Source organism: Ancylobacter sp. 3268, from assembly GCF_031456575.1.
In the GTDB taxonomy this organism is placed as follows: domain Bacteria; phylum Pseudomonadota; class Alphaproteobacteria; order Rhizobiales; family Xanthobacteraceae; genus Ancylobacter.
This window is the reverse complement of the sequence record NZ_JAVDUX010000002.1, coordinates 293596-307158: the sequence shown is the minus strand read 5'-3', so window position 1 is coordinate 307158 and position 13563 is coordinate 293596. Positions and strand designations below refer to the sequence as shown.

General features: G+C 67.7%; 14 protein-coding genes. 7 read left to right on the top strand and 7 right to left on the bottom strand.

Annotated elements, in window-relative coordinates; genetic code table 11:
• Window positions 1–61 precede the first annotated feature (61 nt).
• The 5 genes from J2X65_RS03595 to J2X65_RS03575 are packed head-to-tail and all read left to right on the top strand — an operon-like array spanning window position 62 to window position 4903.
• Window positions 62–499 (top strand): nuclear transport factor 2 family protein, encoded by a 438-nt coding sequence (locus J2X65_RS03595; RefSeq protein WP_310198107.1) that lies wholly within the window; start codon window positions 62–64, stop codon window positions 497–499.
• Window positions 496–1959, top strand: coding sequence for an amidase (locus J2X65_RS03590; protein WP_310198104.1), 1464 nt, complete (start codon window positions 496–498; stop codon window positions 1957–1959). Before J2X65_RS03595 ends, J2X65_RS03590 begins: the two co-directional genes overlap by 4 nt.
• Window positions 1960–1979: 20 nt before the next feature.
• Window positions 1980–3260, top strand: a complete 1281-nt coding sequence (locus tag J2X65_RS03585; RefSeq protein WP_310198101.1) for an amidase — start codon at window positions 1980–1982, stop codon at window positions 3258–3260.
• A complete protein-coding gene (locus tag J2X65_RS03580) occupies window positions 3257–3808 on the top strand; it encodes a flavin reductase family protein (RefSeq protein WP_310198098.1) in 552 nt (183 codons plus the stop codon). Before J2X65_RS03585 ends, J2X65_RS03580 begins: the two co-directional genes overlap by 4 nt.
• A 51-nt stretch (window positions 3809–3859) precedes the next feature.
• The gene (locus J2X65_RS03575) at window positions 3860–4903 is read left to right on the top strand and encodes a 2,5-dihydroxypyridine 5,6-dioxygenase (RefSeq protein ID WP_310198095.1); all 1044 of its coding nucleotides are present in this window, start codon (window positions 3860–3862) and stop codon (window positions 4901–4903) included.
• 144 nt (window positions 4904–5047) lie between these two features.
• On the opposite strand, the gene pcaC is transcribed toward J2X65_RS03575, so the two are convergent.
• The 3 genes from pcaC to J2X65_RS03560 are packed head-to-tail and all read right to left on the bottom strand — an operon-like array spanning window position 5048 to window position 6948.
• Window positions 5048–5446: a 4-carboxymuconolactone decarboxylase gene (gene pcaC, locus J2X65_RS03570; RefSeq protein WP_310198092.1), complete on the bottom strand. Its 399-nt coding sequence runs from the start codon at window positions 5444–5446 to the stop codon at window positions 5048–5050.
• Window positions 5443–6159: a GntR family transcriptional regulator gene (locus J2X65_RS03565; protein ID WP_310198090.1), complete on the bottom strand. Its 717-nt coding sequence runs from the start codon at window positions 6157–6159 to the stop codon at window positions 5443–5445. The genes pcaC and J2X65_RS03565 overlap by 4 nt, the downstream gene beginning before the upstream one ends.
• Window positions 6160–6174: 15 nt before the next feature.
• A complete protein-coding gene (locus tag J2X65_RS03560) occupies window positions 6175–6948 on the bottom strand; it encodes an alpha/beta fold hydrolase (RefSeq protein WP_310198087.1) in 774 nt (257 codons plus the stop codon).
• 146 nt (window positions 6949–7094) lie between these two features.
• Between J2X65_RS03560 and J2X65_RS03555 the strand changes: the two genes are divergently transcribed.
• Window positions 7095–7802, top strand: a complete 708-nt coding sequence (locus J2X65_RS03555) for an enoyl-CoA hydratase/isomerase family protein (RefSeq protein WP_310198084.1) — start codon at window positions 7095–7097, stop codon at window positions 7800–7802.
• 90 nt (window positions 7803–7892) lie between these two features.
• Window positions 7893–8807, top strand: a complete 915-nt coding sequence (locus J2X65_RS03550) for an NAD(P)-dependent oxidoreductase (protein ID WP_310198553.1) — start codon at window positions 7893–7895, stop codon at window positions 8805–8807.
• A gap of 23 nt (window positions 8808–8830) precedes the next feature.
• Here the strand turns inward: J2X65_RS03550 and J2X65_RS03545 are convergent, their stop codons facing one another.
• From J2X65_RS03545 to J2X65_RS03530, 4 genes are read right to left on the bottom strand one after another with little or no spacing between them, the layout of a single operon-like run.
• Window positions 8831–9937, bottom strand: a complete 1107-nt coding sequence (locus J2X65_RS03545; RefSeq protein WP_310198081.1) for a hypothetical protein — start codon at window positions 9935–9937, stop codon at window positions 8831–8833.
• A 33-nt stretch (window positions 9938–9970) separates the two neighbouring features.
• Window positions 9971–11245, bottom strand: a complete 1275-nt coding sequence (locus J2X65_RS03540) for a hypothetical protein (RefSeq protein WP_310198078.1) — start codon at window positions 11243–11245, stop codon at window positions 9971–9973.
• Complete coding sequence (locus J2X65_RS03535) at window positions 11229–12140, bottom strand: methyltransferase domain-containing protein (protein WP_310198076.1); 912 nt, start codon at window positions 12138–12140, stop codon at window positions 11229–11231. Before J2X65_RS03535 ends, J2X65_RS03540 begins: the two co-directional genes overlap by 17 nt.
• Window positions 12137–13495, bottom strand: coding sequence for a glycosyltransferase family 4 protein (locus tag J2X65_RS03530; protein WP_310198073.1), 1359 nt, complete (start codon window positions 13493–13495; stop codon window positions 12137–12139). The genes J2X65_RS03535 and J2X65_RS03530 overlap by 4 nt, the downstream gene beginning before the upstream one ends.
• Between the last annotated feature and the right edge of the window lie 68 nt (window positions 13496–13563).

Sequence of the window (13563 nt, the reverse complement as noted above, 5' to 3'; positions counted from 1 at the left end):
GACCGCCCATGGCGGCGGTCCGGATCTTCTCGCGCGTGTGATTATTGACCGGAGGCCCGGTATGGCCCAGCACCCAGCCGACCCTTCGCTTCACCGTCCGGCCGATCCGGTCGAAGCCTTCTATGCCGCGTATAACCGCCATGACGCCGCGGACGCCGCGGCGCTCTATGCCGAGCATGGCTGGCACGAGGAGGCGCATAACCGCTCCCGCCGCGAGGGACGCGAGGCGCTGAAGCAGGGACTCGACCGCTTCTTCGGCTTCATCACCGACGCGCATTGGCAGTTGCGCGAACGGATCGACGCCGGTTCGAATGCGGCCGTCCTCTACACGCTGACCGGCCGGCTGGGCATCGACATCAAGGGCCGGCCGACCCGCGGGCTTTCCATCGAGCTCAAGGGCGCTCATGTCTTCGAGATCGCCGACGGCCTGATCCTCGGCACCCGCGACTATTGGGACCCGGCCGCCTTCCAGCGGCAGATCGACAAGGTGCCGGCATGACGACCGATCCCGCTGCGCCGCGCCATGCCGGCTTCGCCGAATATGAGGCGTATGACGCCACCGGTCTCGCGGCGCTGGTGCGCACCGGCGATGTGACGGCCGGCGAACTGCTCAATGCCGCGCTCTCGCGCGTCGCGATGCACGAGCCGCGCCTGCACGCGCTGGTGCATCGCTTCGAGGAGCGCGGGCGGCAGGCGATCGCGGAAGGATTGCCGGAGGGGCCGTTCACCGGCGTGCCGTTCCTGTTGAAGAACACCGGCTTCGAGATGGAGGGGACTCTCCTCTCCACCGGCTCGAACCTGTTCAGGGATGCGGTGTCGAGCCGCGATTCGACGCTGGTGGCGCGCTACAAGGCGGCCGGCCTCGTCATCATCGCCAAGACCAACACCCCGGAATTCGCGCTCAGCTTTACCACCGAGCCGGACGCCTTCGGCCCGACGCGCAATCCGTGGAAGCCTGAGCTGAGCCCCGGCGGCTCCTCGGGCGGCTCGACCGCCGCCATCGCCGCCGGCTATGTGCCGATGGCCAACACCTCGGACGGTGCCGGCTCCACCCGCCTGCCGGCGTCGCATTGCGGCCTGTTCGGCTTCAAGCCGAGCCGGATGGTCAATCCGCTCGGCCCGGTGGTGGTGGAGGCGATCGCCGGCATGTCGACGCCGCATGCGGCGAGCTGGTCGGTGCGCGACAACGCCGCCCTGCTCGATGCCAGCGGCGGGCCGGACATCGGCGACCCCTATCTGTCGCCGGTCGGCGCCGAGAGCTACCTCTCGCAGGTCGAACGCGATCCGCCGCCGCTGCGCATCGGCTTCACCCCGGTCTCGCCGCTCGGAACCCCGGTCGACGCCGAATGCGTGCGGGTGGCCGAGGAGGCGGCGCGGCTCTGCGCGGAGCTTGGCCATCACGTCGAGATCTGCGACGCCGGCTACGACGCCCATGCACTCAAGGCTGCCTGGCGCATCATCGTCGGCGTCAACATCACGCCGGCGGTGGAAATGCGCGGCCGGGCGCTCGGCCTCGCCGATCCGCTCGGCCATATCGAGCCGGTCAATGCCGAATGGGTGCGCGAGGCGCGGGCGCTGCCGGCAACCGCCTATCTCAGCGCGGTGAACATGCTGCATCAGACCGCCCGCTCGCTGGGACGCTTCTTCCAGAACTACGACGTGCTGCTGTCGCCGACCGCGGCCGAGTTGCCGCCCCCGCTCGGCAAGCTCGCCGGGGCCGGCAAGCGGCTCGACGATTTCTACGACGCCTTCTGGACGCATGCGCCCTTCACCTGCGCCTTCAACGCCTCGGGGTGTCCGGCCATGAGCGTGCCGCTCGGCATGTCCTCCGACGGGTTGCCGATCGGCGCGCATTTCGGCGCGGGGTTCGGCAGGGACGGGTTGCTGTTCCGGCTCGCCGGTCAGCTGGAGCGGGCGCGGCCGTGGTTCGCCCGGCGTCCGTCCATGGTCAGCCGCTGAGGTCAATGATGAGCGAGACGATGCCTTCTTCCCTGGCCGAATTGTCGGCGCGCGAGACGGCCGCACGGGTCACCGGCAATGCGCTGGCGGCGGAAGCGGTGGCCGCCGCCTTCGCCGAGCGCATCGCCGCCGTCGAGCCGGCCGTCCAGGCTTTCGCCTATTTCGACCGCGACCGCGCACTGGCCGAGGCGCTCGCCAGCCCGGCGGGGCCGCTTGCCGGCGTCACCTTCGGCGTCAAGGACGTGATCGATACCGCCGACATGCCCACCGGCTACGGCTCCGCGGTCTATGACGGGTACCGGCCGGCCTGGGACGCGCCCATCGTGGCGCTGACCCGCCAGCTCGGCGGCGTGGTGCTCGGCAAGACCGTCTCGACCGAGTTCGCCATGTCGAGCCCGGGCAAGACCCGCAACCCGCACCATCCCGACCATACGCCGGGAGGCTCCTCCAGCGGCTCCTGCGCCGCGGTGGCGGCCGGCATGGTGCAGGTCGCCTTCGGCACCCAGACCGCCGGCTCGATCCTGCGGCCGGCCAGCTATTGCGGCGTCGTCGGCTACAAGCCGAGCTTCGGCACGCTGAACCGTGCCGGCGTCAAGGCGCTCTCCGACAGCCTCGACCATCTCGGCGTCATCACCCGCGACGTGCGCGACGCCGCCTTCGTCACCGCCGCGCTCGCCGGGCGGCCGGCCCTGGCAGAAGGCACGGTGAACGGTCCGCTCCGGGTCGGGCTGTTCCGCACCTCCCGCTGGGCCGCGGCCGAACCGGCGACCCGCGCCGCGCTCGACCGCAGCGCCGCAGCGATCGAGGCGGCCGGTGGCTCGGTGCGCGAACGGCCGGTGCCCGACATGTTCGAACAGCTCTATGCGCTGTTCGACGCGGTGATGGGGTGGGAGACGCCGCATACGCTCGCCTATGAGCGCCGGGTGCTGGGCGCGCGCATTTCGCCGATCACCCTCGGCTTCCTCGAGACGCTGGCGAAGGCGACGCGCGACCAGTACGACGCCGCGCTCGCCGTGCTGAAGCACCGGGATGCGATCGTCGAGGAACTGCTCGACGGCTGCGACGTGCTGATCACGCCGGCGGCGCCGGGCGAGGCGCCGGCCGGGTTGGGGGCCACCGGCGACCCGGTGTTCAACAAGGTGTGGACGCTGCTGCACGTGCCGGCGCTGTCGGTACCGGCAGGTGCCGGGCCGGGCGGGCTGCCGGTCGGCGTGCAGGTGGTCGGCCGCATCGGCGACGACGCTCGCACTCTCGCCGCCGCGGCCTCGATCGAGGACGCACTCAAGGCGCTGCGGTCATGACCGCCCATGCCGCGCAGGGCCATGGGCCGGGTGCCATGGCGCCGGCCCTGTCGCATCCTGCCGATGCGGAGCTGACCGGCGCCTTCAAGCACGCCATGGGCCGTCTCGCCGGGGCGGTGTCGGTCATCACCGCCGGCCGCGGCGAGGAGATGCGTGGATTGACCGCGACAGCGGTATGCAGCGTGTCGATCGCGCCGCCGACGCTGCTGGTCTGCGTCAATCGTCATGGCGAGGCCCATCATGCCATCGCCCGGACCGGCGCTTTCTGCGTCAACGTTCTCGCCGAGCACGACCGGCCGATCGCCGACCGTTTCGCCGGCCGGCATGGCCACGCCGGTTCCGGCAAATTCGACGCTGTGGAATGGCTGTCGCTGTCGACCGGGGCGCCGGCGCTGCGCGACGCGCTGGTCAGCATCGACTGCACGCTGGCCGAAAGCGTCGATGCCTACACCCACACGGTCTTCTTCGGAACCGTGCGGGCGGTGCGGCTCGGTCCGGCGCAGCCGCCGCTGATCCATTTCGACCGTGGCTATCGCTCGCTGGCCTGAGCCGGCACCGACATCGAATTTCCGCAGGATCCCCGACAAGGGAAGGCAATCATGGCAATCAGTGATCTGGCGCTTATCGAGGCCTGGAAGGACGTGCTGACGCTTTCCAGGCTCACGCCCGGCGAGCAGGTGTCGCTGCTCGTCAGCGACGACAGCAATCCGCAGCTGGTCTCCACCGCCCGTACGGCGGTCGGCCAGCTCGGCGGCGTGCTGACGATCCTCACGCTGCCGCCGCTCAATGGCGATGTGGCGCTGTCGCGCGACAAGTCCGGCTATGTCGGCCACACCGCACTGAAGGGCAATCGCCCGGCGCTGGAGGCGATGAAGCATTCGGACCTGGTCATCGATACCATGATGCTGCTGTTCTCGCCCGAGCAGGAGGAGATCCTGAAGACCGGTGCCCGCATGCTGCTGGCCTGCGAGCCGCCGGAGGTGATGCTGCGGATGAAGCCGACGCTCGACGATGCGCGCCGGGCGACCAATGCCGCCAACCGGCTGGCCAAGGCGAAGACGCTCACCGTCACCTCGAAGGCCGGCACCGATTTCCGCTGCTCCATCGGGCAATATCCGGTGCTGAAGCAGCAGGGCTTCGTCGACAGGAAGGGCGGCTGGGATCATTGGCCGAGCTGCTTCGTCGCCACCTGGCCGGACGAGGGAAGCTGCGAGGGGGTCATCGTCATCGACACCGGCGACATCCTGCTGCCGTTCAAGCGCTATGCCCGCGAGCCGATCCACATTTCCATCGAGGGCGGCTGGATCCGCAAGATCGAGGGCGGCTTCGAGGCGGAGTATCTGCGCAGCTACATGGACAGCTTCGACGACCCCGACGCCTATGCGATGGCGCATGTCGGCTGGGGGCTGCACAAGAAGGCGCACTGGACGACGCTCGGCCTTTATGACCGCGAGGCCGGGCTCTCCATGGACGCGCGCTCCTTCTACGGCAACTTCCTGTGGTCGAGCGGCCCGAACACCGAGGCCGGCGGCACCCGCGACACGCCCTGCCACATGGACATCCCGCTGCGCGGTCATTCGCTGTCGCTCGACGGCGAGCCGATGACCATCGACGGCAAGGTGATCCCGGAAGACCAGAACTGAGGGGGCGGCGTGAAACGGCGGAGGGGGCCGCCTGACCGCTCGATGGGCGTCGGGGCCGGGCTCGTCGCGGCCCTCCGCGTCCTGGTCGGGGCGGAAGGCGTTGAGGCCCGGGCCAGGCCGGGGCATGACCACGCCGCGATGCGGTTACCCCTTCGCGGCCGCTGCCTTGGCGTCCTCCTCGGCGAATACCTCGCGGGCGACGCGGAAGCTGTCGAGCGAAGCCGGCACGCCGCAATAGATCCCCACCTGGAGGAACACCTCCCGGATTTCGTCGCGGGTCAGCCCGTTATTGAGGGCGCCGCGGACATGGAGCTTGAGTTCGTGAGGACGGTTCAGCGCCGCGATCATGCCGAGATTGAGCAGCGAGCGGTCCCGGCGGGCGAGACCCTCGCGGCCCCACACCTCGCCCCAGCAATATTTCGTCACCAGTTCTTGCAGCGGCCGGGTGAAATCGTCGGCCTCGGCGAGCGACTTGTCGACATAGGCGGCGCCCACCACGGCGCGGCGGATCTCAAGTCCCTTTTCGAAGAGGTCGTCGGTCATTGATGGGTCTCCGGATCGTTGAGCGGGTTGGAAGGCGGAGGGCCGAGCGCCGTGCGTGCCGCCTCGGCGACATGGCGTTCGGCCAGCACGGCGGCACGGTCTTCGTCACGTCGGCGCAGCGCCTCCATGAGGGCATCGATCTCGGCGAGCGAGGCGTGCTTGCGGGCGGGATCGGCCAGCGACCGGGCGCGCAGCAGGCTGATCCGGGCGTTCAGCCGGTCGAGGAGATCGCGCGCCACCGGATTGCCGGCGCCGGCGCAGAGCGTGCGGTAGAAATCGAGCTTGGCGTCCAGCATGCTGCCGAGCGTGCCCGCCTCATAGGCGCGGTGCAGCGCGCCGAGTGTCGCATCCAGAGCCGCTATGGCGGCGCTGTCGGCGCGCCTGCAGAACTGGCGGGCGACCAGCGCTTCGAGGGCGGCGCGCACGGCATAGATGTTCTCCGCTTCGGCGCGGCCGAGCACCGCGACCGACAGGCCACGCGCGCCGGCGACGAGCAGGCCGTCGACCTCGAGTTCGCGCAGAGCCTCGCGCAGCACGGTGCGACTGACGGCAAGCTCGGAGCAGAGGTCCTTCTCGATCAGCCGCTGGCCGGCGGGGAGCCGGCCGGTCTCGATCAGCCGGCGCAGGATCGCCACCAGCTTGCGGCGCAGCGGCGCACTTTCCTGGCCGATCGGGCCGATGCCGAGCGCAGCGCCCGCCGGGAGGAGGCTCATTGGCGGCGGGCCTGGTCAGCGGGCCAGCAGGAACGGGTCGACGGCGGCATGAAAGCCGTCCGGCCGGTCGAGATTGGAGAGGTGGCGGGCGCCCTCGATCTCCACATAATCGGCGCCGGGGACCAGCGCGGCAATTTCCTGCGACAGCTTCGGCGGCGTGCGGTTGTCCCGCGAGCCGACCACCACGCGGGTCGGCACCTTCACCGCCTTGTAGAGCTCAACCACATCGGCGGTGAACACCGAGCGCGCCGCCTCGACATAGGCGTCAGCGGACATGCCGGCAATGCTGTCGACGAGTTCGTCGACATGGGCGGGGTCGCCATCCTCCACCAGCGTGTCGCCGGCATAGAAGCGGGCATAGGCCTCCATCGATCCCTCGCGGATGGTTTTCTCGATGGCCGCCGCGCGGGTCGCGCCGGCTTCGCCCTGAGTAGCGAAGCTGCCGGCTATCACCAGGCGAGACACCAGCCGAGGAGCGATGTCGACCAGATGTGCGGCAATCGGGCCGCCCATGGAGATCGCCACCACACGGGCCGGCTCGCCGCCAAGGGCATCGAGCAGCGCGGCGAGATCCGCGGCGACGTTGCGCACCGTGAAGCCGCCGTTACGGCTGGAACGCCCGTGGCCGCGCGCATCGACGGCGATCACGTCGAAATCCGCCGACCAGCGGCGGAGCTGCGCGCGCCACAGCCAGGCGGCGGTGCCGAGGCTATGGATGAGCAGCAGCTTCTCGCCGGTTCCCGCGCGGTCATAGCCGAGACGTTCCCCGTTCAGGTCGATAAACGCCATGGCGCACCCTCTTCGTCATGCCCGGCACGCTCACGATCGCGTCCCTCGCGTCATAACGTATTATTGTCGTACAATAAAAGTCAAACATGCCCTTCCTCCCGGCGCGGCAAAGGGGGCGACGGGCATGCGGTTCCAAGGAGAGTGACATGAAGATCGAAACCCATGGCGACGGCATCTATGCGGTGGCGTTCACCCGCAGCGCCGACGGCAACCACCTCTCATCGGCCCAGATCGCCGAATTCGCGACGACGCTCGACGAGGTGCTGGCGATGCCCGGCCTTCGCGCCGTGGTGCTGTCCGGCGAGGGCGAGCATTTCTGTGCCGGCCGGGTCGGGGCGAAGGGGTTGACCTCGGCCGCCGCCGTGCGCGACGACCTCGGCCTGATCCTCGAGGTGAACGACCGGCTGCGCCATTCGCCGGTGCCGTTCGTGGCGGCGGTGGAAGGCAAGGCGCTTGGCTTCGGCTGCGGGTTCTCCACCCAGTGCGACATCACCATTGCCGCCGAGGACGCCGTGTTCGCGCTGCCGGAAATGTCGCACAAGCTGCCGCCGCTGATCGTGCTGTCCTATTTCGCCAAGTTCGTCCCGTTCAAGAAGGCGTTCGAACTGGCGCTGACCAGCCGCCACTTCGGCGCCGCCGAGGCGAAGGAGATCGGCATCGTCACCGAGGTGGTGCCGCGCGGCACGGCGCTCCGGCGCGCCATCGAGTTTGCCCGCATGATCGCGGCGCTGGATGCCGAATCGGTGACGCTGCTGCGCAGCTTCTCGCGTCGCGTCGCCGGCCTCTCGGATGAGACCGAAGCGCGAAACGCCGTCGCCACCATGGCGATCGCGCTGGCGGCGCGCGCCCATTGAGGCGCACCAATTCTCCGAAGGGCCGGGCGGTGCCGCCCGGTGGCAAAAATGGGCTCCGGGCATGGCCGGAGCGGGGAGGTCGTCGTGACCATGGACAGTGTGCTCTTCATCGGCGCCGGGCGGATGGGCGGCCTCATGGCGGCGCGCCTTGCCGATAGCGGCGTGCCGCTCGCCGTTGCCGACCTCTCGGAGGAGGCTCTGGCGCCCTTCCGCGCGCGAGGCCTGCCGGTCGCGGCCCAGGCGGCCGGGCTGCCGGGGGCGGTCGTCATCACCATGCTGCCGACCGATCGGCATGTCCGTGCCGCGCTGCTGGGCGAGGGCGGCGCCTGCACGCGGCTGCCGCGGGAGGTCGTGGTCGACATGTCGACGGCGGCGCCGGCCAGCACCCTCGCCTTGGCGAGCGACCTCGAGGGGCGGGGGACGATGGTACTCGATGCGCCGGTGAGCGGGGGCATGGCGGGGGCCCGCGCCGGCACGCTGACCGCCATGGTCGGTGGCGCGCCCGAGGCCTTTGCCCGGGTGCGTCCGCTGTTCGATCGGATGTGCGGTGAGGTTATCCATGTCGGGCCGGTCGGCTCCGGCCATGTGATCAAGGCGCTCAACAATTATCTGTCGGCGGCGACGCTGTGGAGCGCGACCGAGGCGCTGATCGTCGGCGAGCGGCTGGGCCTCGATCCGGAGGTGATGCTGAAGGTGTGGAGCGCCGGCTCCGGCAAGAGCCACGCCACCGAGGTGAAGCTGCCCAACCACGTGCTGACCGGCACCTATGATTTCGGCCAGACGCTGGAGCTGTTCTGCAAGGACATCTCCATCGCCGGCGATCTCGCCCGGCGCGCGGAGGCGCAGACGCCGACGCTTGAAGCGCTGCTCGCCTTCTGGTCGGCGGCTCGCGACCGGCTGGGCGGGCAGGAGGATATCACCGCCATTGCCCGGCTGATCGGCGACAGCCGGCTCGGCGGCGAATCGATCCTTGCGGCGGCCCCGGAGGCGAAGGAGCCGCGCTGAGCCGGCGCCGCTAGACGGCGCCCCTAGCCCTGGGCGATGGCGGCCTGGGCTGGCGGGGGCTCGATCTGGGAATCGCGGTCGCGCATCGCCTCGGTGGTGCGATCGACGGCGATGGAGACCTCGCGGAACAGTTCGAGGTCGGCCGTCAGCAGTTCGCGCGCCATTTCCTTGTCGCGCAGGCCATCGGCCAGCTTGGTGACGCCGGGCGAGGGCGCCGGGATTTCCCACGTGCCGAGGTCGTGCTCGAGCTGGGCGCCGACCAACTGCAGGAAATGCTCCAGGTTCGAACGGAGCTCCACCACCTTCATGCCGGACAGCGCGTCGAGCGCGCTCGGCACGGCGACGACCGAAAGCGGTTCATCGTTGCTGCGGCAGGTGAGCAGGCGCGTCAGCGGATTGGACAGCAGCTGGCGATCTTCCGCCGGCAGGTGCAGCAGCCAGGCACCGAAATCGTCGGCGTCCTTGAGCTCCTTGCCTTTCACCGCATCCACCAGGCTCATCAGGCCGATATTGCCGAGCTGCTTCACCGTGTCGTCGCTGTTGCGGGAAATCCATTCCAGCGTCAGCAACTGCTCCGCCAGTTCCTCCATCGGGTCCCTGACATAGGTGCAGGAATCGAAGCCGTTCTTTTGCAGGAACACTTCATATTCGGCGAGGTAGACCCGGCCGGACAAATAGATGGAATTGCTGAAATTGATGTCGATGATGCTTCGGGTCGTGTCGGGCGGCAGGGATTCGATGCGCGGGTAGCTCATCTGGAACAGGGAATCGAACAGGCGGTTGACCCGCACATTCGGCAGGATCTGGGGTTCCAGCCGGAACAGCTTGCGCTGGATGGTCGGCGTGCCGTAGCGCCGCCGATAGACGAGCGTCTGGGTATGCAGGTCGAACACGTCGAGCTGGTGGCGCCGCGCCAGCCCGGAGACGGCCGCCTCGTCGACGACGAAACCGCACAGGCCGGTGTCGTGCAGCCCCTGCTCGCGCAGCAGCGGCCGGACGATGCGCGCCTGGACCTCGGCCAGTTTCTCGCCGCCTTCGAACACCGACACGCAGGGCGTATGCGACGGGTTGTCCGGCATGATCCAGCCCACGATCCGTGTGCCGGTGTCTTCATCGATGCTGAACAGCATGCTGTCCGCTCCCGGTAAGAGCTTTAAAAATGTTCAATAACGACTGTCGCGGCTCAATGTGCCGAACGTGATCACCGCCAGCGCGGCGACGAAAGCAATGAAAGTGACGAGCAGCCATTGCTGGACCCGCCATGCCTGTAGAGCCTGGGTCGGCAGCGACGGCGCGATGAAGGTGTAGATGAAATAGGAATGCTCACGCAGCCGAAGCTCGGCATTTTCCACCGCCAGCGAGGCGATCTGCACCCGCATGAGGGCGAAGCGGCGACTAATGTCGAGCTCCTCATAGGAGGCGAGCGCGTTCACCGCGGCGCGCATATCCGCCTCGGAACCGGTGATGCGGCCATGCAGCTGGTCCACCTCGGCGATCATCGATTTCGCACGCTGGCGCAGGGTGTTGGCAGACGGCGAATTGGCGTTCTCGGCGGTCTGGAGCACCTGAAGCTCACGCTGCATCAGGATGCGCTGGGCTTCGAAGCGGAAAAACGAGCTCTGCGCCGTCTTGGCGGCCTGCTTGGGGTCGACGGTGGCCAGCAGCTGGCGCATGTCGCTGATCTGGTTCAGCTTGCGGTCGTATTCCTCGCTCGCGCGCTGAAGTTCGAGGCGGGCACGGTCGAGGGCGTCCTGGCGCCCGCGCGTCTCGATGTCGTTCATGATCGATTCGGCGCGCTTGGTGAGCATCTCCACCGTGGCCTCGGCATCCTCGGGCGTAAACGCCCAGACCTGTAGGACGATGGTGTTGGAGCTTCGGTCGACCGCCGCCATGACGTGACGCATCCAGAACCGCCACGCTTCCTCCAGGGTGGCGTTCGGAGACAGGCGGGACAGGAAGTCCACGGAATGGCTCGCGAAGCGCGACTGTAGCCAGCCCTGCTGCCAGAGTTCCTTAACGAATGCGCGGCTCATCAGGAAATTGGCGATGACGAAGGGGTTCTGCTCGAAATCCGCATCGCCGCCGGCGCCGCCCTTCGCCAGGGCGGCGGCCTGCTGCGTCGCCTTGATCTCGGCGCGTTCGGGGGAGCTGCTGATGGCGTCGGTCAACAGGTCCGACGACATGTTGTTCTGCACCTGCCGGATCGCGAAGCGCGTCTCGGAGGAATAAAGGTCGGACGAGATGCCGAATATGTAGATGGCGTAGCAGATCGACACGATGAAGGCCGAGGCGATCGCCCCCGCCGGCAGCCGGTTCTTCAGCACGAAGTCAAGAAATCGGGCCTGAAGGCTCGCGGCGCGCGCCGCGCCGGGATCCGGCCCCTTTGGGACCGGAACCGGCGCGAACTGGCCCTTTTTCAGCTTAACGGCTTGCGTCATGGCCGGCCTTCAGCACGACAATGTCCTGGAAATCGTGAATGGCACCCGATGCCACTTTAACGACCTCGAACCAACGGCTCCAGACGCTGCGGACATAGCGCTCGGAGATGAAGGTGATGCCATACGGGTGCTCGTCGGTCGTCAAGTGGCCCGCCTGAACCACGAAACTGTAGCCGGAGCCAAACTCGAACACGCGCCGGGCACGTTCGATGTCCCACGTCGGAATGCTGAGCATCTCCGCGATCTTCGCCTCCGTCAAAGCCCGTGACAACGCCCGCTGGCCATGCACGGACAGAAACAGGTAGCCACCGGGCCGGACCAGACGCGACAGGTCGGCAAGGTGGAGCAGCTGGTCGGCCTCGCAGAGATGGCTGAACACAGAAATGCTGATGACTGTGTCAAAGCTTTGATCGGCGAGCGGAAGCGGCTCGGCGGGCCGGGTGTGATGCGCCTCGACATGGCCGAGACTGGATTTGATCCAGTTGATGTGCCGGCCGTCGATGTCGACCCCGACATAGCGATGGCGGTAGCCGTGGAACAGCCGGGCCAGACGCCCGACGCCGACCCCGAAATCCAGCACGTCGCCGAACTGGGCCGGCGGGCGCGGGCTGACGCGTGCCAGCGCCCGGATGAGGTCGATGCCGTGACGGGCGAAGTCGTCCTTGCTCTTCAGGCCGCTGGTATTGTGCATCAGCTCGGTGGGCGGAAACGGCGCGACCAGGCTGCGATTGGCCGCCGTCTTGGCGGCCAGGTTCGTCTGCAGCCACTGCTCCAGATCGCCGTTGATCCCCGACGTGGGTGCGAGCGGCGCCAGAGGCTCATCCGCTGGCGACAGCGGGCCGAGTGTCTGAGCCCGAACCGCAGCTTTCAAACCCTGAAAGCTGAATCCCTTCATGCGACTTCCTCATAGATGCGCAGCAGGTCGTCGACCATGTGACGCGTGGTCCTCTCGTAGCCGATCCGCTGGCTCATGACACGTGCCAAGGCCGGGTCCTTCGCAAAATGCTCCATTGCGTCGGCAAGGGATTTCGCGCTTCCGCGGGCAAAATATACGCCAAATTCGAAGGGCGGCACGAATTCGGTCATTCCGGCGACGTCGGCGATGATGACGGGGGTATGCGTCGCCAGCGCCTGGAGCAGGATCAGCGGGCTGTTCTCATACCAGAGCGAGGGGATCACCAGCACGTCGATCTCGGCGAGGTGGCGGGCCATGTCCTCGACCGGGAACGTGCCGCGGAACTGCACCGGCAGCCAGGCGGCGCTGCGGCGCAGCTCCCGCGAATAGGCCGGGTCGGTCTGCTCGTTGCCCCATATGCTCAGCCGGGCATTGTCGTGGGCGATGGCGCCGAGGGCATCGACGAGCAGGTGCACGCCCTTGTGCCGCGCCAGCTGGCCGATGAAACCGAAATGCAGCTTGCCGTCCTGCCGGTCGGGCTTCGGCGCCCGGTCGATGTCGATGCCGAAGCGGCTGATGTCGAGGCGCCCCTCAAAGCCGTTGCGACGATAGGCGTCATGCAGGAACTGGGTCGGGGCGACGGCGGCGTCGAACGTGCCATAGGCATTGGCGAGCACGCCGGGGCGCTCGACGATCGCCTCGATGTCCTCGCGCCAGGCGGCCTTGAGGGCGGGCGTGGCAAAGCGCGCGACACGCGAGGAGAGCGGGCGCAGCGCCGGATGGCCGGCATATTTGGTGAAGCCCGAAGCGGCCTGGCCGGCGACCTCCTTGAGGAAACAGTTGAGGCAGTTGGTCCGGTGCTTGTCAGGGCCGAGGCAGAGGGATTCGTCGTGGGCCTGCAGCTTGTTGTTGAAACAGATGCCATAGAAGTCTGTGAAGGTGCCGACGGTCGGTATCGAGAGGCTGTCTAGGACTTCGAGCAGGGCCGTGGTATGGTTGATCAGGTGACAAATATGGACGACATCCGGCTTCTCACGCCGTAGGATGCGCTCCAGCACGGTGCGCAGTTCCGGCATGTAGTAGGTGTCGCGAACCACACGGTTAGGAATGAGGTTGCGGTCGAAGCGGAGAACCCCGATACCTTCCCACTCATATTCTTCAATGAAGGCAGTTTGCGCAGTTTCTCCCGCGAATGTTGCGGTAACGATCTTTACGGTGTGACCCTGTTCTCGGAGGTTTCTGGCCACCACTCTTGTATAGCTTTCGGTACCATAGAAATGGTCCGGAAAGTAGCAATGAACGAAAAGGACGATTTTCATTGTGCAGTCCCGGGTCGCCTTGCCGGCGGATTGCATGTATCTTGCGCTGCACACATTCTTCTGTACGAATTTAGGGTCCGCAACGGAATGGGCGATGAGGTCAT

Bases quoted from the DNA above. Each gene is read 5' to 3' on its own strand.
- J2X65_RS03595 (WP_310198107.1), top strand. From the start codon at position 62: ATGGCCCAGCACCCAGCCGACCCTTCGCTTCACCGTCCGGCCGATCCG.
- J2X65_RS03590 (WP_310198104.1), top strand. From the start codon at position 496: ATGACGACCGATCCCGCTGCGCCGCGCCATGCCGGCTTCGCCGAATAT.
- J2X65_RS03585 (WP_310198101.1), top strand. From the start codon at position 1,980: ATGCCTTCTTCCCTGGCCGAATTGTCGGCGCGCGAGACGGCCGCACGG.
- J2X65_RS03580 (WP_310198098.1), top strand. From the start codon at position 3,257: ATGACCGCCCATGCCGCGCAGGGCCATGGGCCGGGTGCCATGGCGCCG.
- J2X65_RS03575 (WP_310198095.1), top strand. From the start codon at position 3,860: ATGGCAATCAGTGATCTGGCGCTTATCGAGGCCTGGAAGGACGTGCTG.
- pcaC (WP_310198092.1), bottom strand. From the start codon at position 5,446: ATGACCGACGACCTCTTCGAAAAGGGACTTGAGATCCGCCGCGCCGTG.
- J2X65_RS03565 (WP_310198090.1), bottom strand. From the start codon at position 6,159: ATGAGCCTCCTCCCGGCGGGCGCTGCGCTCGGCATCGGCCCGATCGGC.
- J2X65_RS03560 (WP_310198087.1), bottom strand. From the start codon at position 6,948: ATGGCGTTTATCGACCTGAACGGGGAACGTCTCGGCTATGACCGCGCG.
- J2X65_RS03555 (WP_310198084.1), top strand. From the start codon at position 7,095: ATGAAGATCGAAACCCATGGCGACGGCATCTATGCGGTGGCGTTCACC.
- J2X65_RS03550 (WP_310198553.1), top strand. From the start codon at position 7,893: ATGGACAGTGTGCTCTTCATCGGCGCCGGGCGGATGGGCGGCCTCATG.
- J2X65_RS03545 (WP_310198081.1), bottom strand. From the start codon at position 9,937: ATGCTGTTCAGCATCGATGAAGACACCGGCACACGGATCGTGGGCTGG.
- J2X65_RS03540 (WP_310198078.1), bottom strand. From the start codon at position 11,245: ATGACGCAAGCCGTTAAGCTGAAAAAGGGCCAGTTCGCGCCGGTTCCG.
- J2X65_RS03535 (WP_310198076.1), bottom strand. From the start codon at position 12,140: ATGAAGGGATTCAGCTTTCAGGGTTTGAAAGCTGCGGTTCGGGCTCAG.
- J2X65_RS03530 (WP_310198073.1), bottom strand. From the start codon at position 13,495: ATGCAATCCGCCGGCAAGGCGACCCGGGACTGCACAATGAAAATCGTC.